Origin of the sequence: Lentisalinibacter sediminis, from assembly GCF_040706615.1 — a bacterium.
In the GTDB taxonomy this organism is placed as follows: Bacteria; Pseudomonadota; Gammaproteobacteria; order Steroidobacterales; family Woeseiaceae; genus Lentisalinibacter; species Lentisalinibacter sediminis.
Genome location: NZ_JAPDRF010000005.1, coordinates 100291 through 124651 on the forward strand (window position 1 = coordinate 100291; position 24361 = coordinate 124651).

Here is a 24361-nt window from a genome sequence, read left to right on the forward strand (position 1 = left end):
CTGACGGCTCTCCTACGTTCTGCCGATGATGCGGGTTACCAGGGCGCGCAGGGCGGCCGGCTTCACCGGCTTGTGGAGCAGCGCGTGGCCGGCTTCCCGTACCGCGTCGGCGACTTCCTGACTGTAGTCGGCGGTGAGGACCACTGCGGGTACCGGGCTGGCCGTCATGGCGCGCACCGCCTCGATGACCTCCAGGCCGGTCACGCCGTGGTTCAGGTGATAGTCCACCAGCAGGACGGACGGCCGTTCGCCGGTTTCCTCCTGCAGGGCGGCGATGCGCCGACTTGCCCCGTCCAGGTCCGCCGCCGGCAGGGGCCGCGCGCCCCAGCGGGCAAGGAGGCCCTGCATGCCATCCAGGATGTCCGGCTCGTTGTCGATGCAGAGGACGTGATGCCCGTCCATGGAAGAGAGCGGGCGGGGCTCGGCCGTGGAGGGGGCCGGGCGCCGGCCCGGCTCGGCCCGGGGCACGACGATCTCGAAGCAGCTGCCCCGGCCGAGTTCGGAGCGCATGTTCAGCGGATGCTCCAGCACGCGGGCGATGCGCTGGACGATGGCGAGGCCGAGCCCCAGCCCGCGCTTCGAACCCTCGTCGCTGCCGGCGAGGCGGCGGAACTCCTCGAATACCGCCTCCCGGTTTTCCGCCGCGATACCCACACCGGTATCGCAGACCTGGATGGCGACGGTATCGTCCCGGCGGCGGCAGCCCACCAGCACCCCGCCGCTGCGCGTGTAACGCCGGGCGTTACTGATGAAGTTCTGCAGAATCCGGCGCAGCAATGCCGGATCCGTGTGCACCCAGAGCCGGGTCGGCACGAAGCGCAGGGCGAGTTCCCGCTCGGCGAAGGCCTCGCCGAACTGCGCCTCCAGCGTGGCGAACAGCTCGGCCGCGGGGAAACTCTCCCTTTTCGGCCGTGGCGCGCGGGTATCCAGCCGGGCGATATCGAGCAGGGCGCTCAGCAGATCCTCCACCGCGATCAGCCCACTCTCCACACGGGACACCAGGCGGCGCTGCTCCTCGCTCATGCCGGCGCTCTTCTCCTCCAGCAGAGCGGTGAAGAGCTTCGCCGCATTCAGCGGCTGCAGCAGGTCGTGAGCGGCGGCGGCCAGAAAGCGGGTCTTCGACACGTTGGCGGCCTCCGCCTGGGCTTTCGCCTCGGCCAGCGCGCTCATCGCCCGTTCCAGCTCGGCGGTACGGTCGGCCACCCGCTGCTCCAGCATCGTCTTGGCCTCCTCCAGCCCGAGTTCGGCGCGGCGGCGCTCGGTGATATCCTGGAATACGGCGTAGACGCCCATGATGGCGCCGTCCCCGTCGATGTCCGGGATGTAGGTCCCCAGCATGTAGCGGGACTCGCCGTCGGCACCGGTCATCTCCAGCTCGAACGCCTGTCGTTCGCCGCCGTACGCGGCCTCGAGCCACTGCGAGCGGGCCATGAGCTGGCGTTCGTCCAGCACGGCGCTGAGCGGCGCGCCGATGATCTCTTCCCGACTCATGCCCGCATAGGCCAGATACGCCTTGTTGGCGAATCGATAGCGTCGATCCGCGTCCACGTAGGCGATCAGCGCCGGCGCGTTGTCCGTATAGGTACGCACCTGCCGCTCGCTCGTGCGCAGTGCGCGCTCCGTCTGCTTGAACTCGGTGATATCGCTGTAGGTGGTCACGTAACCACCGTCAGGCATGGGCTCGCCGCGAATCTCGATGACCCGGCCGTCCGAGAACTCGCTCTCGTAGCGAAAGGGCGAGCCGGCCCGCAGCAGGCGCGCCCGCTCGGCCACGCGGGTCTCCACGTCCGTGCGCCCGTAGCGACCCCGGGCCCCGTTGTAGCGCACGAGGTCGGTCACGGGCTTGCCCACGCTCAGCAGTCCGGGCGGGTAGCCCATGATCTCTTCATAGCGGGAGTTCCAGCCGATGAGTCGCTGGGAGGCGTCCACCACGGTAACGCCCTGGCTGAGATTCTCGAGTGTGGCCTCCAGCAGTTGGCGGTTGAAGCGGATGGCCTGGGACGTTTCGTCCAGCAGCAGCAGGACGTCGCCGATCTCCATGCCGGTCTTGCGCAGCGCCGTGGTCATCACGATGCGCGCCGAAGCCGAACCGATGGTGCCCGCCACCAACCGCTCGGTGAACTGAAGCACGCCGCGGTCGGCGGTCGCCGACGGCGCGAGCTCCCGCCCGCGGCCGCGGGCGAAGTCCTCGAAGGCGCCGCGGGCGTTCTCCTCGCCGACGAAACGGCCGGCCAGCGCCCGCAGGTCCGACACCACGATCTCGCCCTCGCCGAAAGGGGTCGCGTGAGCCCGCCCTTCCCGGCCTGCATCCGTGAATGCCCGGGCCTGGATGCGCTCCACCACCGATTGCCGGGACGCCAGCGAGACCAGCAGGAAGACGCCGAGGTTGGCGCCGAGCGACCAGAACACCCCGTGGGTGAGCGGATCCACGCCGAGGTCGAATAGCAGCGCCTCGGGCCGTGCCCAGCCGAGGCCGAACGGGCCCTTGGCCACCAGTTCGCTGCCGAGCGTGCCCGCGCGGGCAACGGAAGGGAGCATCAGCGTGTAGATCCACAGCGCGAAACCGGCCGCCAGCCCCGCCATCGCACCCGAGCGGGTGGCGCGGGGCCAGTACATGCCCAGCAGGATCGGTGGTGCGAACTGCGCAGCGGCGGCGAAGGAGAGCAGGCCGATGGATGCAAGCTCCGTGGTCTGGTCCATGACCCGGTAGTAGCCATAGGCGATCAGCGCGATGGCCACGATGGCGATGCGCCGCACGTGCAGGAGCAGCCGCGGGTAGGTGCGGATCTCACCGCCGCCGAGCGCGTTGGCGCGCAGCAGGAGCGGCATCACGATCTCGTTGCTCACCATGGTGGACAGCGTGACGCTGGCGACGATAACCATGCCGGTGGCCGCGGAGAAGCCCCCGAGGAAGGCGAGCGCGGTCAGCCAGTCCTGCCCGCCCTGCATCGGCAAGGCGAGCACGTAGGTATCGCCGGCGAACAGCCCCGGCGGCAGGAAGCGCAGGCCCGCCAGCGTGATGGGCACAACGAACAGACAGAAGACGGCGAGATAGAGGGGGAACATCCACCGGGCCGAGCGGTTGTCCGCGCCCTCGTGGGCCTCCACCACGGCCACATGGAACTGGCGGGGCAGGCAGAAGATGGCGGCGCTCGCCAGCAGCGTCTGCGTGACGAACTCCTGCGGCAGACCTCCGGCGGAGAAAGGGCTGGGCACCTGTGCCGCGCCGCCTGCGCCCGCCATCGGCGCCAGCATCGGCGTACCGTCACCGCCCAGCAGCCACAGCGCGAACAGCCCCACGGCCACGAAGGCCGTTAGCTTCACCAGCGACTCAAAGGCGATGGCGAGGATCATGCCGTGGTGGTGCTCCGTGGCGTCCACCCGGCGGGTACCGAAAAGGATAGCGAACAGGGCCAGCGCGCCGGCCACCACCAGTGCCGTGTCCAGCGCGGGCGCGGCATTGGTGTAGTCGCTGATGGTGTCGAAGCCTCCGACCACCGCCTTGAACTGCAGCGCGATGTAGGGGACGGAGCCGACGATGGCGATCACGGTCACCAGCACGGCGAGGCTCCTCGCCTTGCCGTAGCGGGCCGCGATGAAGTCGGCGATGGAGGTCAGGTTCTGGCGCTTGCTGATGGCGATGATGCGCCGGATGACACCCCAGCCGAACAGGAACACGAGCGCGGGGCCGAGATAGATGGGCAGAAAGCTCCAGCCCTGCTGGGAGGCGCTGCCGACTGCCCCGTAGAAGGTCCACGACGTGCAATACACAGCCAGCGAGAGGCTGTATACCAGCGGCCCCGTCCAGGGCCCGTAGCGACGCACGTCCACCCGGTCGCCCCAGGACGCGATGCCGAACAGCAGCGCCACGTAGGCCACCGACAGCGCAACGAGCAACCACCAGCTGATCAAATGCCCATTCCCCCCGACTGCCGCGACCGTCGGGGCCGCCGCGAGAGCCGAGTCTAATACTAACGTCTTATCCCCGCGAACAGCGGCCTTTGCTAAGTTCGGTGCTCGGCAGGAACAGGCGGCAACACGCCACAGGGGGATATATGTCTGACCGCAAGGAATACTGGCGGCGGAATCTGCGGCTCGTCGCAGTCTGCATGGTGATCTGGTTCATCGTCTCCTATTTGTTCGGAATCATCCTCGTGGAGCCCCTGAACAACATCCGGATCGGCGGTTACAAGCTCGGCTTCTGGTTCGCCCAGCAGGGCTCCATCTACACGTTCGTGGTGCTGATCTTCTTTTACGCCAGGCGCATGAACAAGCTGGACCGCGAGTTCAGTGTGCAGGAAGAGGAATAGGAGCCGGCCATGACACTGCAGACAATGACCTATCTCATCGTCGGCGCCACCTTCGCGCTGTACATCGGCATCGCCGTCTGGGCGCGGGCCGGTACCACCAAGGATTTCTACGTCGCCGGCGGCGGCGTGCACCCGATCTCCAACGGCATGGCAACGGCCGCCGACTGGATGTCGGCCGCTTCGTTCATCTCCATGGCCGGGCTGATCGCCTTCATGGGCTACGGTGGCTCCGTCTTCCTGATGGGCTGGACCGGCGGTTACGTGCTGCTGGCCATGCTGCTCGCGCCATACCTGCGCAAGTTCGGCAAATTCACGGTGCCGGAGTTCATCGGTGACCGCTACTACTCGCGCACGGCGCGCATCGTGGCGGTGATCTGTCTCATCGTCGCCTCCATCACCTACGTGATCGGGCAGATGAAAGGCATCGGCGTCGCTTTCTCGCGCTTCCTCGAGGTGGACTACGACCTGGGGCTGTCCATCGGCATGGGCATCGTGTTCATCTACGCCGTCATGGGCGGCATGAAGGGTATTACCTATACCCAGATAGCCCAGTACTGCGTGCTGATCCTCGCCTACACCATCCCGGCGATCTTCATCTCGCTGAACCTGACCGGCAACCCCATCCCGCAGCTGGGCCTCGGCTCGACCATGGCTGGCTCAGAGACGTTCCTGCTGGACAAGCTCGATCGCATGGTCACCGACCTCGGTTTCGACCAGTACACGACCAATGCGAGGATCAGCCTGCTGAACATGTTCATGTACACCATGTCGCTCATGATCGGCACGGCCGGGCTGCCTCACGTGATCATCCGGTTCTTCACGGTACCGAAGGTGAAGGACGCCCGCTCCTCCGCCGGCTGGGCGCTGGTGTTCATCGCCATCCTCTACACCACGGCCCCCGCCGTGGCCGCGATGGCGCGCCTGAATCTGATGGAGACGATGGAACCGGCCGAAGGTCAGTACCTGGTCTACGACGAGCGTCCAAGGTGGTTCGAGAAGTGGGAGGCCACCGGCCTGCTCGACGTGACGGACAAGAACGACGACGGTCGCATCCGCTACTCGGCTGATCCCGAGCTGAACGAACTCACCAAAGTGGACAACGACATCATGGTGCTGGCCAACCCGGAGATCGCCAAATTGCCGAACTGGGTCATCGCCCTGGTCGCGGCAGGCGGCCTGGCGGCGGCGTTGTCCACGGCTGCGGGACTGTTGCTGGCCATATCCTCGGCCATATCCCACGATCTGTTGAAGGGCGTGTTCATGCCACAGATAACCGAGCGGCAGGAACTGATGGCGAGTCGAATAGCCATGGCCGGCGCAATCGTGCTAGCAGGTTATCTCGGCTTCAATCCACCCGACTTCGCTGCGGGAACCGTGGCGCTGGCTTTCGGACTCGCGGCCTCCTCGATCTTCCCGGTGCTGATGATGGGTATCTTCAGCCAGCGGATGAACAAGGAGGGCGCCATCGCCGGCATGATCAGCGGTCTCGGCGTCACGCTGCTCTACGTGTTCCAGCACAAGGGCATCATGTTCATCCCGGGCACCGAGTACCTCGGCGGCATGTCGGAGAACTGGTTCTTCGGTATCGAGCCGAACGCCTTCGGCGCCGTCGGGGCCATCGTCAACTTTGCCGTCGCATTCGCGGTATCGCGGGTCACGACCGCGCCGCCAGAGCACATCCAGCACCTGGTGGAGGAGATCCGGGTGCCCGTCGGAGCAGGGACGGCAACCGGGCACTGAGGTACGGGTGTCCGTACGGGAAGGGGCTCCGCTCGGAGCCCCTTTTCTTTTATGCTGTCCCAGACCGCGGGACGCATCGGAGCAAGGGGAATCATGTTGAAGAACTGGCACGTCGTGGCCGCGATGCTGGTGGCGCCGATACTTGCCATCCTCGCATGGTTCGCGGTGGACTGGTTCGTGGCCGAGCGTCCCCACGCAGCCCGTCCGGGACAGGACTATCCGTTGCTCGCCAAGCCGAATTGCCGGTGGCCGAGTGGTACCTGCGACCTGGAGAACGAGTCCTTCCGCCTGACGTTGACACCGATGTCGCTCGATGCCGCGGCACTGCGGCTGCGCATCGAATCACGCTTCCCCCTCAGCGGAGCCACCGTGGGACTCGCGCCGGCGGCCGGCACCGCTTCAGAGCCCGTGGCGTTCTCCCCCGCGGACGAACAAGCCACGGTCTGGTCGGGCACGCTGCCGGCGCCCCGGGGTGAAGGCGCCACGCTGCAGGTCGTGGTGAACGCCGACGGCAGCCGTTATTTCGCCGAGGTCCCGGTCGTGTTCCTGACCAGCGAATAGGAATCCCCGCCACCGCGCAGACCCGCCGTCCAGCCCACAACCCGCCCGTCAGAAGGTAGGATAGGCTCCCTCCGCCGTTCGTCGGCATGGATTCCGTTCTCGCAAAGGGGAGCACCTGGATGAGTCAACCCGAACCCGCCGCCGGCACGCCCGGCAAGACCTTCTTCGGCCATCCCGCCGGCCTCGGCACCCTGTTCTTCACCGAGTTGTGGGAGCGCTTCAGCTACTACGGCATGCGCGCGCTGCTGGTGCTGTTCATGGTCGCGAGCATCGCCGAGGGCGGGCTGGGTTTCGACGACGCCACGGCCACCGCCATCTACGGCCTGTATACGGCCGGCGTGTATCTCGCGGCGCTGCCCGGCGGCTGGCTCGCCGACCGGGTGTTCGGCCAGCAGGATTCCATCTGGTACGGCGGCATCATCATCGCGGCGGGGCACATCGTGCTCTCGCTGCCCGGCTTCGGGCTGGTGGGCGAGGCCTACGGCTTCTTCTTCGGCCTGATCCTGATCGTGGTCGGCACCGGGCTCCTGAAACCCAACATCTCCAGCTGTGTCGGCGAACTCTATCCGGAGGGCGGCGCCCGCCGGGACGCCGGCTACGTGCTCTATTACATGGGCATCAATCTGGGCGCCTTCCTCGGCCCGCTCATCTGCGGCTTCCTGCGCGTGAACATGGGCTGGCACTGGGGCTTCGCCGCCGCGGCGGTCGGTATGATCGTGGGTCTGGTGGTCTACCGGGCCACCCAGAAACACCTCGGCGACTTCGGCCGGCAGCCATTCCCGACTCCGCCCGGCGACGAGCGCAAGGTGCGCAACCTGAAGCTGGCCATCTACGTGGCGACGGCAGGGCTGTTCCTGCTCGCGGTCCTGGGCCTGGAAGGCCTGATCGCCTTCGACGCGGTCGGCCTCGCCGCGACCACGGTCTACGTGATCGTGGCCGTGGCGGTACTGTTCTTCGGCCGCGTGCTGTTGGACCCCAAGCTCACTCGGCTGGAGCGCAACCGCACCATCGTGCTGGTGGCTCTGTTCATCGGCGCCGCGCTGTTCTGGTCCGGCTTCGAGCAGGCGGGCTCCTCGCTGAACCTGTTCGCCGAGCGCTACACCGCGCGGGAGATGCTCGGGCTCGTGATCCCGCCGGAGGTGTTCCAGTCGCTGAACCCGCTCTACATCCTCATCCTGGCGCCGTTCTTCTCCGCGCTCTGGATCAACCTGGGCCGGCGCAACCTGGATCCTTCCATCCCGCTGAAGTTCGCGCTGGGCTTCCTGCAGCTCGGCATCGGTTTCGGCTTCATGTGGTTCGCCGCCTCGCTGATCCAGGACGGCGGCAAGGTGCTGCCCGTGTGGCTGCTGATGACCTATCTCTTCCATACCACCGGCGAGCTGTGCCTGAGCCCCATCGGGCTGTCGGCCACCTCCAAGCTCGCGCCGCGCAGCTACTACAGCCAGATGATGGGCATGTGGTTCTTCGGCGCCGCCCTCGGCAACCTGCTGGCCGGCCTGCTCGCCGGCGAGTTCCGGGGCGACAACGTGGCCGAGTTTCCGGAGCGCTACCGCCAGATCGTGATCTTCTGCACGATCGTCTTCCTCGGCTTCCTGATCGCCACGCCGTGGCTGAAGAAGATCGCCGCCCTCGACCAGGTGGAAGACGAAGACGCCCGCTACACCCGGGAGGACGAGCCCGGCGCCTTCGACGCCGACGTGCCCACCCACACCGACGACCGTCCCCGCTGAAGGAGGCCTCATGCTCCGCCGTCTGACACTATCGTTCGCCCTCGTACTGCTCGCCGCCGGCTGCAGCGGCCCGGCCACGGAGGAGGACAGCGCCCCGGCGTCTGCGGCCGCGGCCCCGGAGGAGACCGCCGCGCCGGCGGCAGAAGCCGGCGCCGGGACGCCGGCCGAGCGGCTGGACCGCCTGTTCGCCAAGCACTGGGACGCCTGGCTGGAGCTCAACCCGGTGCAGGCGACCTTCCTCGGCGATCACCGCTGGGACGACCGCTGGCCGGTCAGCATCTCGCCGGCCCATATCCGGGCGGAGCGGGAACTGCTCGAGCGCAGCCTGGCGGCCGCCGAGGCCATCCCGGCGGATGCACTCGATGCCGACCGGCAGCTGAGCCGGGAGCTGTTCCTCTACGAGCTTCGCGACGAGCTGGCCGGCTACGCCTTCCCCCGCGAACTGACGCCGGTCAACCAGTTCTACAACCCGGCCAACCGCCTGGCGATGCTCGGCTCCGGCAAGGGGCCGCAGCCGTTCGAGACGGCCGCCGACTACGAGGAATTCCTGGGCCGCATCGACGACTTCGGCGACTGGGTGGACCAGGCCATCGTCAACATGCGCAAGGGCATGGACGCCGGCATCGTGCAGCCGGCCATCCTGATGGAGCGCACACTGCCCCAGCTCGGGGCCCACATGGTCGACGAGCCTGCGGAGAGCCTGTTCTACGGCCCCGTGGCCGAGTTTCCGGACACGGTGGCGGAGGAGGAACGGGACCGGCTGCGCGAGGCCTACGCCACCGCGATCACGGAGCGGCTCGTACCCGCCTACGCACGCCTGCACACCTTCATCCGCAACGAGTACCTGCCGGCCGCGCGGGAATCCGCGGGGCTGGGCGCTCTGCCCGGCGGCGAGGACTGGTATGCCTGGCTGGTGCGCCACCACACCACCACGGACCTGACGCCGAACGAGATCCACCGGATCGGGCTGGACGAGGTGGAGCGCATCCACGGCGAGATGAGGGCCATCCAGGAAGAGGTGGGCTTCGAGGGGGACCTGCAGGATTTCTTCGAGCATCTGAACACGGACCCCCGTTTCTACTTCGAGTCCCGGGAGGAGATGGTGGCTGCCTACGAGGCGCTGCGCGACAAAGCCGACGCGGCGGCGCCGCGGCTGTTCAGCCGCATCCCCGAGGCGGACTACGAGATCCGGCCCGTGGAGCGCTACCGGGAGCAGTCAGCGGCCAAAGGCTCCTACCAGCGGCCGTCCGCGGACGGCAGCCGCCCGGGCATCTTCTACCTCAATACCTGGCGGCCCGAGGCACGGCCCCGCTGGGCCGCCGAGTCACTGTTCCTGCACGAGGCAGTGCCGGGACATCACTTCCAGCGCTCCTCCAACCTGGAGCTGGAGGACGTGCCGGACTTCCGCCGCCACGGCGGCGTGACGGCCTTCGCCGAGGGCTGGGGTCTGTACGCGGAGTCTGCGCCGGTGGGCAAGGCGATGGGCTTCTTTGAGGACCCCTACCAGCGCTTCGGCCAGCTGAACGCGGAGCTGTGGCGGGCCATCCGCCTGGTGGTGGACACCGGCCTGCATGCCAAGGGGTGGAGCCGGGAAGATGTGCTGGACTACATGTACGCCAACTCGGCGGTGCTGGAGACCCGGGCGGTGTCGGAGGCCGAGCGCTTCATGGCCATCCCCGGCCAGGCGCTGGCCTACAAGATCGGCCAGCTGAAGATCCTGGAGCTGCGACGGCGCGCGGAAACCGCGCTCGGCGAGGACTTCGACATCCGCGCCTTCCACGCCAAGGTGCTGGAAGAAGGCGACCTGCCGCTGGACATCCTCGAGGCCCGCATCGACGCCTGGCTGGCGGAGGAGACGGCGACCTGATGCCGAGCCGCCGGCAGTTCCTCGTCCGGGCGGGCGGCGCACTCCTCGCCGCCGCATGGCCCCTGGCGGGCAGTGCCGGCGGCCGCAGCGTCATAGTGCTGGGCGCCGGCCTCGCGGGCCTGCATGCCGCGCGGCTGCTGGAGCAGCGCGGTTGCACGGTGACCGTGCTGGAGGCGCGGGACCGGGTCGGCGGCCGAATTCGCACGCTGGACGAGCTGCCCGGCGCGCCCGAGGCCGGCGCCAACATCTTCGGCCCGAACTACGGCCGGGCGATCGGAGCCGCCCGGGCGCTCGGGGTGCCGCTGACCGCCTCGCCCCGCGACGTGGAGACCGGCCTCATCCTGGACGGCCGTATCGTCGACCGCGCGAACTGGCCGGACTCGCCGCTGAATACCCTGCCGCCGCCGCTGCGTGAGGTCACGCCGGACCGGCTCGCCGGCGCCCTGCTGCGCGGCAATCCGCTGCAGACCTCCACCCACTGGCGCACGCCGGCGGCGCAGCAGTGGGACGTATCCGCGGCGGCGTTCTTCCGCGAACGCGGGCTCGACGACACGGCCCTGGCCTGGATCGAGGCCAACAACAGCTACGGCAACCGGCTGGAGGACACCTCCCTGCTCGCCCTGTACCGGGTGGGCGAGAGCATCGGCCGGGCCATTACCATGGCGCGGGGCGCCGGCCTGCCGTCGCTGCACGTGGCGGCCGGCAACCTGCGGCTGCCGGAGGCGATGGCGGACTCCCTGTCGGCGCCGGTGCGGCTCGGCGAGCGGGCGCTCGCGGTCCGGCAGAGCGCGGCCGAGGTGGTCGTGGAATGCGAGAGCGGCGCGACGTACCGGGGAGACGCGCTGATCTGCGCCCTGCCCGCCACCGCCGTGCGCCGGCTCCGGTTCGAGCCCGCGCTGCCACAGGCCGCGGGCGACGCGTTTCGGCAGGTGCACTACCACAAGATCACCCAGGCCCATCTGCTGGCCGCCGGGCCGTTCTGGGAGGAAGCCGGCGCGCCCCCCAGCTGGTGGACGGACGGCCCCCTGGGCCGGGTCTTCGCCTGGCCCGCGCCGAACGAGGCGGGCGGCCACAACCTCACGGTCTGGATCAACGGCGACGACTGCGACCGCTACGCAGGCATGGACGAGGAACAAGCGGGCGCGGCGATCCTCGCGGAGTGCGAGCGACTGATCCCCGGCGCCCGCGGCGCGGTGTCGGTGGGCCGGGTGGTGCGCTGGGCGGAGGAGCCGTTCAGCGAGGGCGCCTGGGCGATCTGGCGGCCGGGCGAGATCACGGCGGGGATGCCAATGCGACTCGCCGAAACGCACGGCCGGGTGTCTTTCGCCGGCGAACACACGGCCGTGTCCTACTCGGGCATCGAGGGCGCGATGGAATCCGCCGATCGCGCCGTGCTCGAGACACTGAGGCGACTGGCATGAAGAATCCTCCCGCTGTCCATCGATCGCGCCAGTGGCTGTTCCGCCTGCCCGCAGCCGTGCTCGGCCTGGCGGCCTGCGCCCTGCTGGCAGCGTGCGGCGAACGCGCGCCGGTGGCGGCCGACGGCGATACGGCAGATTCGCCCACGCCGGACGCGACCCCGGCAGCGCTGACCGGCGCGGACCTCTGGCTGGCCTGCCAGGGCTGTCACAGCATCGATGCCGGCGCGCCCCAGCGGGTGGGACCGAACCTGCACGGCATCGTCGGGCGGCCGGCGGCGAGCCGGCCGGGCTACACGTATTCGGAAGCGTTGTCCGGTTCCGGCATCACCTGGAGCCCGGGGCTGCTGCGCGGCTACATCATGAACCCGGAATCCATGGTGCCGGGCACGTGGATGGCGTACCGGGACGTCATGACGCCGGCGGAGCTGGACCGCCTGGTGGACTACGTCGTGGAACGCGCCGCCGGCGCGGAGGATGGAGAGGGCCGCGACGATTAGCGGCTGTCGCTGGCTCCCGCACCTGCCGGAGCGCCAGCCTCTTCCCCGGGGGCGGCGGCCGAGAAGCGGATATCGGCATACCACGCGGTCATCGAGCCGCCGGCATCGTCGGCGTCGGTCATGATGGCGATGCCGTCCAGGGTGTCGATCTCCTCGCCGAAGGCCTCGCGCCAGTCGGCGCGTACGTCGCGCACGTGGCCGACCCACTCACCGGCCTGCGCCTTGCCCGCGTTCACGGCCAGCATCTGCACGTTGTCGCCCGCATAGGCATTCGGCCAGCGCGACCCCAGAGGCTGCGCGCTGGACCAGACGTAGTTCAGCGCGCGGGTACGCCAGAACGCGAGCCCGCCGCGGCGCACCACGTAGATGCGGGCCGGGTAGTCGTCGCCGGTCTTGGCCGTCTCGTCGATGCTCTCGCCGTAGGTGCCCTGCACCCGCCAGCGCCAGCGGAGATAGGGCGTCGCGTCGAGGTCGATTTCCGTGCGCCGATACAGCGCGCTGGCCGTGCCTTCGGCCTCGGCCCGCACCGCCGCCTCCCCGTCCGTCGACACCACCCGGTAGTCCGTGTTGCCGACGAAGCTGCGCTCCTCCCAGCCGTCGAGGCCGCGACCGAAGTCACCCAGCACGTTCTGCTGGGCGGCAACGGCCGCGCAGGCGGCCAGCGTCAGGACCAGGACCGCGGCGCGTGCCTGCCGCGGCGTCGATTGCGCGGGGCGTGCCGGCACCCGTCAGGCGGCGCGCTCGCCGACGCCGGTGTGCTCGGCCGCGTAATCGGCCAGCACCCTCGCGACGCAGGCCGTGATCCGCTTGCCGGTGGCAATGTGCAGGAACTCGTTCGGTCCGTGAGCGTTGGACTGGGGGCCGAGCACACCGGACACCAGGAACTGGGTCTCGGGGTATTTCTCGCCCAGCATGTTCATGAACGGGATGGACCCGCCCTCCCCCCGGTAACAGACGGGCCGGCCGAAGAACGCCTCGGAGGCGGCTTCCAGGCTGCGCGCGAGCCAGGGCGCCGGCACCGGTGCGGCCCAGCCGCTGCCGGGCCCCTCGATGTCGAAGACCACTCCGGCGCCGTAGGGCGGATCGGCCTCCAGGATCTCCTTCAGCCGCCGGGCAGCCGCCGGCGCATCGACCGTGGGCGGCAGGCGCAGCGACAGCTTCAGCGTGGTGTGGGTGCGCAGCACGTTGCCCGCGCTGGCGGCCTCGGGCAGGCCGTCCGCTCCCACCACCGACAGCGCCGGACGCCAGGTATTGTTCAGCACCAGTTCGGCGACGTCGTCGGTGCTCGGACCCGTGCCTTCCGCATAGGGAAAGTCCCGCCAGACCTCGTCGCCGAGCACCTCGGCGGCGCGGCCCACCTGCTCCAGGCGCTCGCCTTCGGGCTCCGCCAGGAACTCGGTCACGTTGATCTCGCCGGTCCGGGCGTCCTCGATGCGGCCGAGCAGTGCGCGGGCGATGCGGAAGCTGGACGGCACGATGCCGCTGGCCGTGCCCGAATGCACGCCCTCCGTGAGCACGTCCACCCTGAGGTCGCCCACCACGACGCCACGCAGCGAGGTTGTGACCCAGAGCTGGTCGTAGTTGCCGGCGCCCGAGTCCAGACACACGATCAGGCCCGGCGTGCCGATCCGCTCGCTCAGGTGATCCAGGTAAGCGGGCAGGTCCGGGCTGCCGCTTTCCTCCGAGCCCTCGATGAGCACGATGCAGCGGGGATGCGGGATACTCTGCTTCTGCAGCGCCTCGATGGCGGCCAGCGAGCCGTAGGCCGCGTAGCCGTCGTCGGCGCCACCACGCCCGTAGAGCCTGCCGTCCTCGATCACCGGCTTCCAGGGTCCGAGATCGTCGCGCCAGCCGGTGAACGGCGGCTGCTTGTCCATGTGCCCGTACAAGAGCACCGTCTCATCCGTGGCGCCCGGGATCTCCATGTAGAGCAGCGGCGTCTTGCCTTCCAGCCGCACGATCTCCCAGGTCATCCCTTCGATGTCCCTCGCCGCACACCACTCGGCGATGTGATCCATGGCCCGGTCGATGTGACCGTTCGCCTGCCAGTCCGGGTCGAACAGGGGCGAGAGGGCGGGAATGGTGATGTAGTCCTCCAGCGACGGGACGATCTCCGTGTCCCAGACGCCGTCGACGAATTGCATTGTTCTCGCGGTGTCCATGATCGTCTGCCCAACCGGTCTGTTGCTGCGATGTTCGGATCGGCAGAATATCATGCGGCACGGTACACCGCGGTTGGGAGAGGCCATGCGCCGCCTGCTGAAATTCCTGCACACGATGAGCACCATCGGCATCACCGGCGGCCTGGCCGCCTACATGCTCGTGCTCGCGACCGCGCCGCCGGTCGAGTCGCTGGAGGCCTATGCGGCGATGCGCGAGAGCCTTGCCATGCTCTCCAAGTGGCTGATCATGCCCTCCATGCTGATCGTCGTCCTGAGCGGGCTGCTCGCCATCGCCGCCCACTACCCGTTCGCCGAGGCACCCTGGGTGTGGGCGAAGGCACTCGCCGGCATCCTCGTGTTCGAATCCACGCTGATGGCCATCGACGGCCCGGCCCAGCGGGCGGCGGAACTGAGCGAGAAGGCATTGGGCGGCGAGATCGCCCCCGCCGAACTCGCCGGCCTCGTCAGTGACGAGTGGGGCGCCTGGTGGATACTGCTCGCGCTGTTCACGGCCAATGTGATCCTCGCCATCTGGCGGCCGCGGTTCGGGCTGAAGGGCAAGTAGGCCGGAGGCTCGGGATGGAACGGGAACGCTGGCTCAGGATCAAGGAGATCTGCCGTAACGCGCTCGATCGCCCCGAACCCGAGCGCGCAGACTTCGTGCACGAGGCCTGCGCCGGCGACGAGGCCCTGGCCGCGGAGATACTGGCCCTGCTGGAGAACGCCGGCGGCGCGACGGAGGCGCTCGGCGGCATCGTGGGCGACATGGCGGGCGACGTCGCCGGCACCGCATCGCCGGGCTGGTGGAGCGGCTCCGCCGCCGGCGAGCGCATCGGACCCTACCGCCTGCTCGACGTCATCGGCGAAGGCGGGATGGGCCAGGTCTATCTCGCCGAGCGCGCCGACGACGAGTTCGAACAGCGCGTCGCCATCAAGATGGCCAACTGGCTGCGCGCCAGCCCGCAGGTGATCGAACGCTTCCGCGTGGAGCGGCAGATTCTGGCCAACCTCGAGCACCCGAACATCGCCCGCCTGCTGGACGGCGGGCGCACCGAGGCCGGCGTACCGTACATCGTCATGGAGTACGTGGACGGCGTCTCCATCGTCGACTACGCGGCCACGCGTTCGCTCGACCGGCGCCTCGACCTCTTCCTCGCCATCTGCGACGCGGTGCAGTACGCCCACCGCAAACTCGTGGTCCATCGGGACATCAAGCCTTCGAACATCCTGGTGGGCGGGGACGGTGTGCCGAAGCTGCTCGACTTCGGCATCGCCAAACTGCTGGATCCCGACGACACCGAGCCGCTGACCCGGGCCGAGGCCCGCGTCATGACGCCGGAGTATGCGAGCCCCGAGCAGCTGAGCGGCCAGCCGGTCACGACCGCCACCGACGTCTACGGCCTGGGCATGATCCTGTATCGTCTCATGGCCGATGCGCTGCCGTTCGATCTCGCCTCCCGCACCTCTCCCGAGATCCGCGACATCGTCTGCCACACGGAACCGGTCCTGCCGAGCCGGGCGGCGGCGGCGGCAGGCAAGCCGGAGCGCGCCAGCCGCCTCAGGGGCGACCTGGACAACGTGATAATGATGGCGCTGCGCAAGGACCCGCAGCGCCGTTACGCCACGGTGAAGGAGCTCGCGGACGACATCCGTAACTACCGGGCCGATCAGCCGGTACGCGCGCGGGGCGACGGCCGGGCCTACCGCACGGGGAAATTCCTGCGCCGCCACCGCGCGGCCGCGGCGGCGGTAGTCGTCGTCGGCGGCGCCATCGCCGCGCAGACCGTGTTCTACACCCAACGGCTCGCCGAGGAGCGGGATACCGCGGTGCGCGAGCGGCAGGTGGCCGAGAACACCACCGAGTTCCTGGTGGACCTGTTCGAGGTATCGGACCCGGCCGCCGCCCGGGGAGAGACGGTCACGGCGCGGGAGATCCTGGACCGTGGCGCCGTGCGCATCCGCGAGGAGCTCACGGACGGGGACGACGTGCGCGCACGCATGCTGCAGACCATGGGCCGCGTCTACGAGCGCCTGGGGCTGTACGACGACGCCAGGGAACTCATGGAGGAGGCCGTACTGCTGAACCGCGAGCTGTTGGAGCCGCAGGACCGCCGCTTCATCGATTCCCTCAACGAGCTCTCCTGGCTGCACTACCGGCGCGAGGACTGGTCCGCCGCGCAGCAGCTCGCCGAGGAGGCGCTCGCACTGCAGCGCTCGGCCAGCGGCAGCGATACCCCGGAGATGGCACGCTCCCTGAACCTGCTCGGCACGATCACGTACTACCTGGACGACTACGAGGGCTCCATCGGCTACTACCGGCGCGCTCAGACCGTACTGGATGCCCCGAAGTGGCGCGACAGCGACCTGCGCGGCACGACGCTCAATCACCTGGGCATCGTCTACTCCACCCTCTCCCGCTTCGGCGAGGCCGAGGCCGTGTATCGGGAATCCCTGGAAATACGCCGCCGCGTGCTCGGTGAGGACCACCCGGACACGGCCACCGCCTACGTCAACCTGGGCGCGCTCTATGCCAACATGAACCGCTACGACGACGCCCTGGAATACGCCAACCGCGGTCTGGAGATCGACCGCAGGACCAAGGGCGACGACCACGTGGACGTGGCCTTCGACCTCAACCTGCTCGGCAGCATCGAGGTCCAGCGAGGCAATCTCGACCGCGCTCTCGACCATGGGCTGGAGGCGGCGGCCATCTGGCGTGCGGCGGCCGGGCCCACGCACTCCCGCTACGCCCGCGCGCTGGACCAGCTCGCCGACGTCTATCGGCGGCTCGGTCGCCTCGACGAGGCGGAGGAGAGCGGGCAGCAGGCGCTGGCAATATTCCGGGACGAGTACGGCGCGGATCACACGCTGACCTCGAATGCCCACTACACCCTGGGCCTGATCTACACGGACGGGGGCGACCCGAACGCGGCACGCGTGCAGCTGCAGCGTGCCTTCGACATCCGGGTGCAGGCCTTCGGCGAGTCGCATCGGGAAGTCTGGAACGCGATGCACCGGCTGGCGAAGCTGGACCTGGACGCCGGCGATGCGGCCGCCGCGTTCGCCCGGGCCGAACAGGCCATCGCCCTGATCGAGGACGCGGGGCTCACCGAGCTGGATATCTACGAGTGGCTGGGCGGGCTGCGCGAGGCGAGCCTCGCCGGACTGTGAGGCGGCACTCTGACGCTCGCCCGACAATCCTCCGTCAGTCAGGCCCGGCTGGCGGCTCCACGACCCACTCCGGGTCCTCGAATTCGCCGACCACGCGGATGTCCACATGTTCGGCCTCCGCTGCGATGATCGCCTGCACCCGCTCGTTCGGCGTGGACTCCATCGCGTCCCGCGCCTCCTTGGACTCCCAGCTGGCGATGGCGAGGAGCACGTGCGGGTCGTCGATGCTGCGGTGCAGGCGCGTACCGCGAGCGCCGGTCGCCCGCTGGATGATGCGGCTGGCGCGTACCCAGGCGTCGGCGTACTGCTCGGCCGTGTAATGGGGCTTTATGTGGACCTCGAAGACGAAGATCATGGGGGGGGGTGCTCCGGCTGGCTGCATGCCGTCACCGTAGCGCGCGCGTCCCCGCACGCCAACGGACCGGCGCTGCGGCAGTGGCGATTGCCATTGCCATCGCCGCCACACCGACCCGTTCAGTCACTCAGGAGTCCGTGCCCGCGAACAGCTTCCACAGGGTCGCCTGATCCGGGAAGCCCGTGGGCTCGTAGCCGATGCTCGCCTGGTAGGACTGCACGGCCTCCAGGGTCGCGGCGTCGTAGTTGCCGGATGCCTTCCCGTCGTAGTGCCCCTCCTCGCCCAGACGCGCCTGCATGCGTGCGACCGTCTCCCGGTACAGTCGGGTCGCCTTCCCGTCCACGCGCACGTTCAGGATCGGCGAGGCCTCGCGCAGACGCTGCTCGCGCAGCTGCTCCGCGATGGAACTCACCACGGTGAACAGACGGTGTTCCGGGTTGTCCTCGCAGTGCCCCTCGATGACCCTGACCAACAGCTCCGTGGACTGGAACGTGGTGATGTCGTACGTGGACTCGGAGAGCTGGTTGTAGGCCGTGATGTAGCCGTCGATCCAGCCGCCCATCATCACGTAGGCGTCCGAGGCGGCTCCTTTCTCGGCCAGGAAGCTTGCGCAGTCGACGACACCGGCACCGCGCACGGCGTGCCTTGCCTCGCCGTCGCCGGCAAAGGCCGGGCCGGCGGCGAGGAGCCCCAGCGACAGATACAGAATCGCGAGTTTCATGCCAGTGCTCCTTCGTTTGCAGTAAATGGCGCCGGCTCTGCTGCAGGCCGCCGGCGATTGGCGGCGACGGCCAGCAGTAACAGGCCCAGCAGCAGCAGGCCGAGAGAGCCGGGCTCGGAGACGGCCGTTGCCTCACCGACGTTCACGAGGAACGAGGAAGCCTGGTACTCACTGAAACCGCCCAGGCCGAAATCGAGATCGAACAGCGACAGGCGGCCGATATCGAACTCCTCCACCAGCGAGCCGAGGCCCCAGGAACGGTTGAACGTGTAGTCGCCGAGGATGCCCAGGTCCTTGCCGATGGAGATGCCGAAGGTCAGGAGGTCGATCTCGAGCAGCCCGTTGATGTCCAGCAGCAACTCGTTCAGGAAGCCGGCGACGTTGCGCTGGCCTTCGTAGCCGAGGTAGAAGGTGGGCGTCACCAGCGTCTCGCCGAGTGCGAACATGAAGTCCGGCAAGGCGTTCCATTCGAGCCCGCCGACGAAGTCGACCATCTGTCCCAGGTAGTCCACCGGCCGCGAGAAGGCGAGATCCACCATCAGCGTGGGCGTCAGCGTGAACTCCTGGCGCAGGTCCAGCGCGGGGCCGAAATCCACGTCGACGAAGTCCCAGCTGGCGGAGCCGAAGCCCAGGTCCAGAGACCCGCCGTACAGGTTCTGGGTGGCGCCCTGGGTGGCGACGAGGGAGACCAGGTTGTCGAAGTCGAGCGTCAGGTTGATGAGATCGTTTTGGCCGCTGGCGAACAGGCTCGTGCCGTCGGTGCCGTCGTAGTTTGCGTTCGGCTGGGGCAGGAACAGATCCACCTCGGCGAGTCCGCCGGCCAGCGGGATATCCTCGGCCGGCAGTCCGGTCGGGAGCGAGACGCCGCCCGCGCCGAGCACCGCCTCCAGCAGGGGATCGCCGCCGAACCACTCGATACCGCCCTCGCCGTCCTCGTTGAACGAGACGATGGGCAGGTCGGGGTTCACGTTCATGCTGGCATTGATGGGGACGCAGCCGCCGATGCAGGCCTCGCCGTCGATGCCGGCATAGATGTCGAAGACGAGGCCCGAGGTGAGCACGAGGGTCGGGAACTGACTGGTGAGGTCGTCGCCGGTGAGGTCGGCGGTCGGGTTCAGGTTCACCAGCCCGCCATTCGCGCCGGCCTCGATCGCATCCGGGATGGTCGCTGTCACGTTGTCGAAGCCCACGGCCGTGTCGACGGAGCCGCTGTCGATGGTGACGCCGAACTCGAAGCCGACCCTGCCGTCCGTCGCCAGGGTGACCTCGGCGCCGACGGGGACGGCGGATACGGGGTTGGCGACTCTCCGGGCCGGTGCTTCGCCGAGTTCCGGCAGCAGGCCATCGCCGTTGATGCAGGCACTGCGCGAGAATCCCAATCCAGTGCAACCGGCCAGCGCTATCGACCAGGTCGTGTAGAGCGGATTGGTGATGGTCCCGCCAGTGCCGGGGAAGTTGTTGATACTGCCGAACGAAGTGCTCTCGTCCCATTCCAGGCCGAAGAAATACTCCTCGTCCAGCTGGAACGCCTCGCCCGGGCCCCACATGCTCTGGTCTTGGCTCTCGAAGCCGAGTGACCCCGGGTCGTAGATGGCGGGGTCCGCCGCGGCCGTCGTGGCCAGCGCGCAGGCCGCGAGGCAGGCGGCCATCCGGCTTATTGTTGTTTTCATCGCTACGCTCTCCCTACCGTTGACGGTCGGCGGCGTCTTCCGCGCCGCCGGGTCGGGGCGTCAGATCGCCCCTTATCCTGTAAAGCAGGAAACGGAGGGAAAAACGATCACGAAGGGTCGGCGGGACCTCGGGGCGCGCCGCCGGAGGCCTGCTCTCCGTCCAGCGCGGCCAGTACGTCCACCCGTGCGGCGAACGCCTGCCGCCACGCCTCGAAGATCCCGCGCCGCGCCGGAGCGGTCTCCTCGCGCAGGGCTTGCGCTTCCGCAGTCCGGCCGGCACGGGCCAGCGCCTCTGCGAGGGCGAGCCTCAGCTCCAGGATGCCGAGGTGGTCATCGTCGAGCTGCCGGCGCTCGAGCTCCAGGGCACGCTCCAGCAGGGTGACGGCGGCGGGGGCATCCCCGGCGGCGAGTTCGGTCCTGCCGAGCCAGCCGAGGGCCTCGGCAACGTAAGGATGCTCGGGGCGGTCCAGCGCGGTCTTCCCGTCGACGACCGATTGCAGGAGCTCGCGAGCGTCGGCGTAGTCCCCGGCGGCGAATGCCGCCCGTGCCACCGCGGTGCGCGAACGCCAGGTGCTCGGATGCTTCTCGCCCAGCGCGGCGATGCGGATCGCGAGGGCGCGTTCCATCAGCGCCCGCCCCTCGGCTAGGCGGCCGCGCTTCAGTGCCACGTTACCGCTGGCGATGAGTGTGGGCGCGAGATCCGGATTGTCGGGCTCGATAGCGGCTTCATAGATGGCCGTGGCCCGCTCGAGGATGGCGCCGGCGAGATCCAGCTCGCCCATCTCCTCCAGCAGGAACGCGTAACCGGTCAGGGAGAAGGCGAGTTCCGGGTGATCCGCGCCGACCGCCTCCACCTGAAGCAGAATCTGCCGCTCGAAGGTCTCGCGGGCGGCGACGAACTCACCGAGCTGGTTGCGGGTGGTCGCCAGCGAGTAGAGTGTCAGCGGCAGGACAGCGTCCGCCCGGCCGACGCTCCGGATGCGCCGCTCGATGGACTCCTCGTAGGTCTCCACCGCCTTCCGGTAGTCGCCCATCTCGTAGAAGACGAGACCGGTATTATGCAGAGTGCTCGAGATGGCGGCATCGTTCGGTGCAGGCTGCGCCTTCTGGAGGCGCAGGATCTCGCGATAGAACCCGGCCGCCTGCTGCAGCTCGCCGCGCTGCCAGTGGCACAGTGCGAGCGAGTTGATGCCCGGCGCGAGTGAAGCGTCGTCGGCATCCAGCAGCGCGTGGCGTATGTCGTAGGAGCGCTGCGCCCAGCGACACATGGTCTCGTTGTCGCCCTCCGCATTCGCCACGGCCGAGAGCATGCTCGCGACCTGCGCCACGGGCATCGAGACGCTGCCCTGTTCGCGCTCCCGTATCGCGAGGGAGCGCTCCAGAGACGCCCGGGCGCCCTCGTAGTTGCCGGTAATACGCAGGATCTTGCCCTGGACGTACAGCGCCATCGCCACGTCGGGGTGGTCGGCCGGCAGCCCCGCTCCCAACTGCGCCAGCGCATCGTCGATCAGCGTACCGGCCTCCTCCATGCGACCGATCGACGAGTAGACGTCGGCGATGGTCGTGAGGAGCCGCCCCTGCACGCGGGGAGCGAGTTCGGCATCGTCGCGGATGCGCTCGGCGCCCCGCCGAACTATGTGGTCGAGAGTGACCGTGCCGTCCTGCCCGCGGTAAGGGTTGCGGGCATCGAGCAGGGAGACCAGGAAATCAGCGGTCTGCTGGGCTGTCGTCCGTTCCGCGGCGAGCTGCGCCGTGTAGAAGGTCGTGAGCCCCACCACCGCAGCGAGCAGCACGGCGGCGATGCCTGCCGGCAGCCGGTGGCGACGCAGGAACTTGCCGGTCACATAACCGAAACTGTCGGGACGCGCCTGTACGGGCTGGTTTTCCAGGTAGCGCCGCAGATCGTCGGCGAACGCGGACACGGATTCGTAGCGGCGCTCCGGCTCCTTGCGCAGCGCCTTCAGCAGGATGACGTCGAGGTCGCCCTTCAGCGCACGACGCTGCCGCTCCACCCAGCGCTCGCTGCGGCCCCCTGTCTGCACCTCGACTTCGGGGGGCCGGTCGGAGGTCACGGCCGCACTGGGCCGCTCCGCGGGCGTGTACAGGATGGCGCGGGCAACATCGGCGGGCCGCTCCGACGTCTCGGTGTACGGCATCCTCCCGGTCAGCAGCCGATAGGCGAGCAGTCCGAGGCCGTAGACGTCCGCGGCGGTGGTGATCGGCTGGCCCGCGATCTGCTCCGGGCTGGCGTACAGCGGCGTCATGATGCGCTGGTCGGCACGGGTCAGATCATTGCCGGCGGCGTCCTCGTCCAGCAGTTTCGCGATGCCGAAGTCGACGAGCTTCGGCACGCCCTGCCGGTCGATGAGGATGTTGCTCGGCTTGATGTCGCGGTGGATCACGAGCTTGCGGTGGGCGTACTGCACTGCGTCGCAGACCTTCATCAGCAGACGCAGTATCGCCTCGTTGCTCAACGCGTTATCGCGGCAGTAGTGCTCTATGCTGACACCGTCCACGTACTCCATGGCGATGTAGGGCACGCCGTCGTCCAGCATGCCGCCGTCGATCAGCCGCGCGATGTTGGGGTGTTCCAGCGAGGCGAGGATGCGGCGCTCCTCGACGAATCGGGCAGTCGCCGCCAGATCGAGGCGGTGGGGAGGCAGGAGCTTTATCGCCGCCGTCTGCTCGAAGTCGGCGTCGACCCGGTGCGCCAGGTAGACCGAGCCCATGCCGCCGTCGGCGATCTTGCGGCGGATGCGCCATGTCCCGACCCGGCGTCCGTCCATCGCGGCGGCAAGATCGGGCTCCAGCGAACCGGCCACCTCGCGGATGGCGCTGCCGATGTCCTCTGTCTGCTCCCCGTCGAAGGCCAGCAGCTGCGCGACTTCCTCGTACAGCGCCGTGTCGCCCTTGCAGGCCTCGCGCAGCCAGGCGTCGCGCTCCGACTCGTCGCGCTCGAGAGCGGACTCGAGCAAGGTATTGATTCGCTGCCAGCGTTCCTGGTCGTCGGTCATGCGGGGCCCCCGCGTCAGGATCCTGCCCCTTATAGCAGCTTCGGGACCGGGAAACGGTCACGCCTGCGTGGCCGGCGGGCCGGATGGTCCGGCCGGCGTTATCATCTCAGGCTAACGACCCGCCCGTGGAGTTCGCGCACTCGGTCGCCATTCGCCTGCAGTACAGGGGTCTGGCGGCGCAGCCAGAGGGCCCGCTCGTCCATGATGGAGGCCATGGTCTGCCAGCACATCATCGGATTGATGTCCCAGTCCCAGAGTATCTCTTCGAAGCGCTCGTCGGTGTCCCGGATGCCTCTGCGCGTCCGGCTCGCTTGCAGGTCTTCCGGGAGATGACTCTGCACGATCACGTCGGCTGGCCCGGGCATTTCCACGGAAAGAGGCCGGTCCGACCCCGCCTCGTACCGGGCCAGGCTGTCACGCAGGTCGCGTAACCAGGCGAGGCGGCCCTCCAGCGTCGCGATGGTCTGATCGACACCCCGCTGGGGCATGCGCCAGACTCGCAATGCGCGCGAGTAGATCTGCAGCAGATCGGCGTAATGGCACTCGTCGAATATCTCGATGATCGCCTCCTGTCCCTCAGGCGTCATCAGCGTCCGCATCGGCGCGGCCTTCCGCGCCGGACCTGAATCGGCCGAGTCGATTCCCCCGGATATCGAAGACCTCGATGCCCGGAAAACGCCGCAGCACACGGGCGAGCCAGCCCACGGGCACGTGGCTCACGCTTCGCTCCGCCGGTATCACCAGCAGAGCCAGCCCGTTCCAGCGCCGGATCAGGTGGGGGTCGCTCGAGAAACTGCGGTTGCTGCGGCTCGTGGCCTAGTTCTACCGCGTACGGCCGCGCGTGGCGACGGAGCAACCTCTGGAAATGCTGTGGAAATCGTGGGGGTTCGCGCGGACTGTGCATCGAACCCGTTTCCGGGTCACTGGTCCCGGACAAAGTGTTAACCCTGTGTCCGGAATAAGGTGTAAACCATGTGACCGGAATAAACCCGGGAAGAATTGGCGCGCCCGGCAGGATTCGAACCTGCGACCTCTGCCTTCGGAGGGCAGCGCTCTATCCAGCTGAGCTACGGGCGCCTTGGGAAAGGTGGCGTATTCTACCGGCTATGCCGGGCCGTCTGCCACCTGATTGGCGGATTCCG

18 protein-coding genes and 1 tRNA gene are annotated in these 24361 nt (G+C 68.6%); 9 read left to right on the forward strand and 10 right to left on the reverse strand.

Annotated elements, in window-relative coordinates; translation table 11 throughout:
- Positions 1-12: 12 nt before the first annotated feature.
- Positions 13-3912 (reverse strand): NahK/ErcS family hybrid sensor histidine kinase/response regulator, encoded by a 3900-nt coding sequence (locus ACJMKX_RS10825; protein WP_405224863.1) that lies wholly within the window; start codon positions 3910-3912, stop codon positions 13-15.
- 143 nt (positions 3913-4055) lie between these two features.
- Between ACJMKX_RS10825 and ACJMKX_RS10830 the strand changes: the two genes are divergently transcribed.
- The 7 genes from ACJMKX_RS10830 to ACJMKX_RS10860 all read left to right on the forward strand — a co-directional run bounded on the left by ACJMKX_RS10830 (position 4056) and on the right by ACJMKX_RS10860 (position 12126).
- A complete protein-coding gene (locus ACJMKX_RS10830) occupies positions 4056-4310 on the forward strand; it encodes a DUF4212 domain-containing protein (protein WP_405224866.1) in 255 nt (84 codons plus the stop codon).
- A 9-nt stretch (positions 4311-4319) separates the two neighbouring features.
- A complete protein-coding gene (locus tag ACJMKX_RS10835) occupies positions 4320-6050 on the forward strand; it encodes a sodium:solute symporter family protein (RefSeq protein WP_405224869.1) in 1731 nt (576 codons plus the stop codon).
- Positions 6051-6143: 93 nt separating this feature from the next.
- Complete coding sequence (locus tag ACJMKX_RS10840; protein ID WP_405224872.1) at positions 6144-6611, forward strand: hypothetical protein; 468 nt, start codon at positions 6144-6146, stop codon at positions 6609-6611.
- A 119-nt stretch (positions 6612-6730) separates the two neighbouring features.
- A complete protein-coding gene (locus ACJMKX_RS10845) occupies positions 6731-8341 on the forward strand; it encodes a peptide MFS transporter (RefSeq protein ID WP_405224874.1) in 1611 nt (536 codons plus the stop codon).
- A gap of 10 nt (positions 8342-8351) precedes the next feature.
- Positions 8352-10208 carry a DUF885 domain-containing protein gene (locus ACJMKX_RS10850; RefSeq protein ID WP_405224877.1) on the forward strand — a complete coding sequence of 619 codons (1857 nt, stop codon included), beginning with the start codon at positions 8352-8354 and terminating at the stop codon, positions 10206-10208.
- Complete coding sequence (locus tag ACJMKX_RS10855; RefSeq protein WP_405224880.1) at positions 10208-11629, forward strand: flavin monoamine oxidase family protein; 1422 nt, start codon at positions 10208-10210, stop codon at positions 11627-11629. Before ACJMKX_RS10850 ends, ACJMKX_RS10855 begins: the two co-directional genes overlap by 1 nt.
- Positions 11626-12126: a c-type cytochrome gene (locus tag ACJMKX_RS10860; RefSeq protein WP_405224883.1), complete on the forward strand. Its 501-nt coding sequence runs from the start codon at positions 11626-11628 to the stop codon at positions 12124-12126. The genes ACJMKX_RS10855 and ACJMKX_RS10860 overlap by 4 nt, the downstream gene beginning before the upstream one ends.
- Here ACJMKX_RS10860 and ACJMKX_RS10865 read toward each other — a convergent pair.
- A complete protein-coding gene (locus ACJMKX_RS10865; RefSeq protein ID WP_405224885.1) occupies positions 12123-12851 on the reverse strand; it encodes a DUF3047 domain-containing protein in 729 nt (242 codons plus the stop codon). The genes ACJMKX_RS10860 and ACJMKX_RS10865 overlap by 4 nt on opposite strands.
- 3 nt (positions 12852-12854) lie before the next feature.
- A complete protein-coding gene (locus ACJMKX_RS10870; protein ID WP_405224888.1) occupies positions 12855-14288 on the reverse strand; it encodes a M20 family metallopeptidase in 1434 nt (477 codons plus the stop codon).
- 52 nt (positions 14289-14340) lie between these two features.
- Here ACJMKX_RS10870 and ACJMKX_RS10875 point away from each other — a divergent pair, with 52 nt between their 5' ends.
- Both ACJMKX_RS10875 and ACJMKX_RS10880 read left to right on the forward strand, forming a co-directional pair.
- Positions 14341-14853 (forward strand): DUF2269 family protein, encoded by a 513-nt coding sequence (locus ACJMKX_RS10875; protein WP_405224891.1) that lies wholly within the window; start codon positions 14341-14343, stop codon positions 14851-14853.
- A 14-nt stretch (positions 14854-14867) separates the two neighbouring features.
- Complete coding sequence (locus ACJMKX_RS10880) at positions 14868-17459, forward strand: tetratricopeptide repeat protein (protein WP_405224894.1); 2592 nt, start codon at positions 14868-14870, stop codon at positions 17457-17459.
- Positions 17460-17493: 34 nt separating this feature from the next.
- Here ACJMKX_RS10880 and ACJMKX_RS10885 read toward each other — a convergent pair whose 3' ends face one another.
- The 7 genes from ACJMKX_RS10885 to ACJMKX_RS10915 all read right to left on the reverse strand — a co-directional run bounded on the left by ACJMKX_RS10885 (position 17494) and on the right by ACJMKX_RS10915 (position 24296).
- Positions 17494-17814 carry an antibiotic biosynthesis monooxygenase family protein gene (locus tag ACJMKX_RS10885; RefSeq protein WP_405224897.1) on the reverse strand — a complete coding sequence of 107 codons (321 nt, stop codon included), beginning with the start codon at positions 17812-17814 and terminating at the stop codon, positions 17494-17496.
- A gap of 127 nt (positions 17815-17941) precedes the next feature.
- On the reverse strand, positions 17942-18535 hold the full coding sequence (locus ACJMKX_RS10890) for a peptidoglycan-binding domain-containing protein (RefSeq protein ID WP_405224900.1): 594 nt from the start codon (positions 18533-18535) through the stop codon (positions 17942-17944).
- Positions 18532-20205 (reverse strand): PEP-CTERM sorting domain-containing protein, encoded by a 1674-nt coding sequence (locus ACJMKX_RS10895; RefSeq protein WP_405224903.1) that lies wholly within the window; start codon positions 20203-20205, stop codon positions 18532-18534. Before ACJMKX_RS10895 ends, ACJMKX_RS10890 begins: the two co-directional genes overlap by 4 nt.
- A 107-nt stretch (positions 20206-20312) precedes the next feature.
- Complete coding sequence (locus tag ACJMKX_RS10900) at positions 20313-23219, reverse strand: serine/threonine-protein kinase (protein ID WP_405224906.1); 2907 nt, start codon at positions 23217-23219, stop codon at positions 20313-20315.
- 101 nt (positions 23220-23320) lie between these two features.
- Positions 23321-23806 (reverse strand): hypothetical protein, encoded by a 486-nt coding sequence (locus ACJMKX_RS10905; RefSeq protein ID WP_405224909.1) that lies wholly within the window; start codon positions 23804-23806, stop codon positions 23321-23323.
- The gene (locus ACJMKX_RS10910; protein WP_405224912.1) at positions 23796-23939 is read right to left on the reverse strand and encodes a hypothetical protein; all 144 of its coding nucleotides are present in this window, start codon (positions 23937-23939) and stop codon (positions 23796-23798) included. The genes ACJMKX_RS10905 and ACJMKX_RS10910 overlap by 11 nt, the downstream gene beginning before the upstream one ends.
- Positions 23940-24219: 280 nt before the next feature.
- A tRNA-Arg gene (locus ACJMKX_RS10915) sits at positions 24220-24296 on the reverse strand.
- Positions 24297-24361: the final 65 nt, after the last annotated feature.

What these genes read in the sequence shown, in the direction of transcription:
- ACJMKX_RS10885 (WP_405224897.1), bottom strand. Translation starts at nt 17,814, where the DNA reads ATGATCTTCGTCTTCGAGGTCCACATAAAGCCCCATTACACGGCCGAG.
- ACJMKX_RS10890 (WP_405224900.1), bottom strand. Translation starts at nt 18,535, where the DNA reads ATGAAACTCGCGATTCTGTATCTGTCGCTGGGGCTCCTCGCCGCCGGC.
- ACJMKX_RS10840 (WP_405224872.1), top strand. Translation starts at nt 6,144, where the DNA reads ATGTTGAAGAACTGGCACGTCGTGGCCGCGATGCTGGTGGCGCCGATA.
- ACJMKX_RS10870 (WP_405224888.1), bottom strand. Translation starts at nt 14,288, where the DNA reads ATGGACACCGCGAGAACAATGCAATTCGTCGACGGCGTCTGGGACACG.
- ACJMKX_RS10875 (WP_405224891.1), top strand. Translation starts at nt 14,341, where the DNA reads ATGCGGCACGGTACACCGCGGTTGGGAGAGGCCATGCGCCGCCTGCTG.
- ACJMKX_RS10845 (WP_405224874.1), top strand. Translation starts at nt 6,731, where the DNA reads ATGAGTCAACCCGAACCCGCCGCCGGCACGCCCGGCAAGACCTTCTTC.
- ACJMKX_RS10860 (WP_405224883.1), top strand. Translation starts at nt 11,626, where the DNA reads ATGAAGAATCCTCCCGCTGTCCATCGATCGCGCCAGTGGCTGTTCCGC.
- ACJMKX_RS10880 (WP_405224894.1), top strand. Translation starts at nt 14,868, where the DNA reads ATGGAACGGGAACGCTGGCTCAGGATCAAGGAGATCTGCCGTAACGCG.
- ACJMKX_RS10895 (WP_405224903.1), bottom strand. Translation starts at nt 20,205, where the DNA reads ATGAAAACAACAATAAGCCGGATGGCCGCCTGCCTCGCGGCCTGCGCG.
- ACJMKX_RS10900 (WP_405224906.1), bottom strand. Translation starts at nt 23,219, where the DNA reads ATGACCGACGACCAGGAACGCTGGCAGCGAATCAATACCTTGCTCGAG.
- ACJMKX_RS10835 (WP_405224869.1), top strand. Translation starts at nt 4,320, where the DNA reads ATGACACTGCAGACAATGACCTATCTCATCGTCGGCGCCACCTTCGCG.
- ACJMKX_RS10850 (WP_405224877.1), top strand. Translation starts at nt 8,352, where the DNA reads ATGCTCCGCCGTCTGACACTATCGTTCGCCCTCGTACTGCTCGCCGCC.
- ACJMKX_RS10830 (WP_405224866.1), top strand. Translation starts at nt 4,056, where the DNA reads ATGTCTGACCGCAAGGAATACTGGCGGCGGAATCTGCGGCTCGTCGCA.
- ACJMKX_RS10855 (WP_405224880.1), top strand. Translation starts at nt 10,208, where the DNA reads ATGCCGAGCCGCCGGCAGTTCCTCGTCCGGGCGGGCGGCGCACTCCTC.
- ACJMKX_RS10905 (WP_405224909.1), bottom strand. Translation starts at nt 23,806, where the DNA reads ATGACGCCTGAGGGACAGGAGGCGATCATCGAGATATTCGACGAGTGC.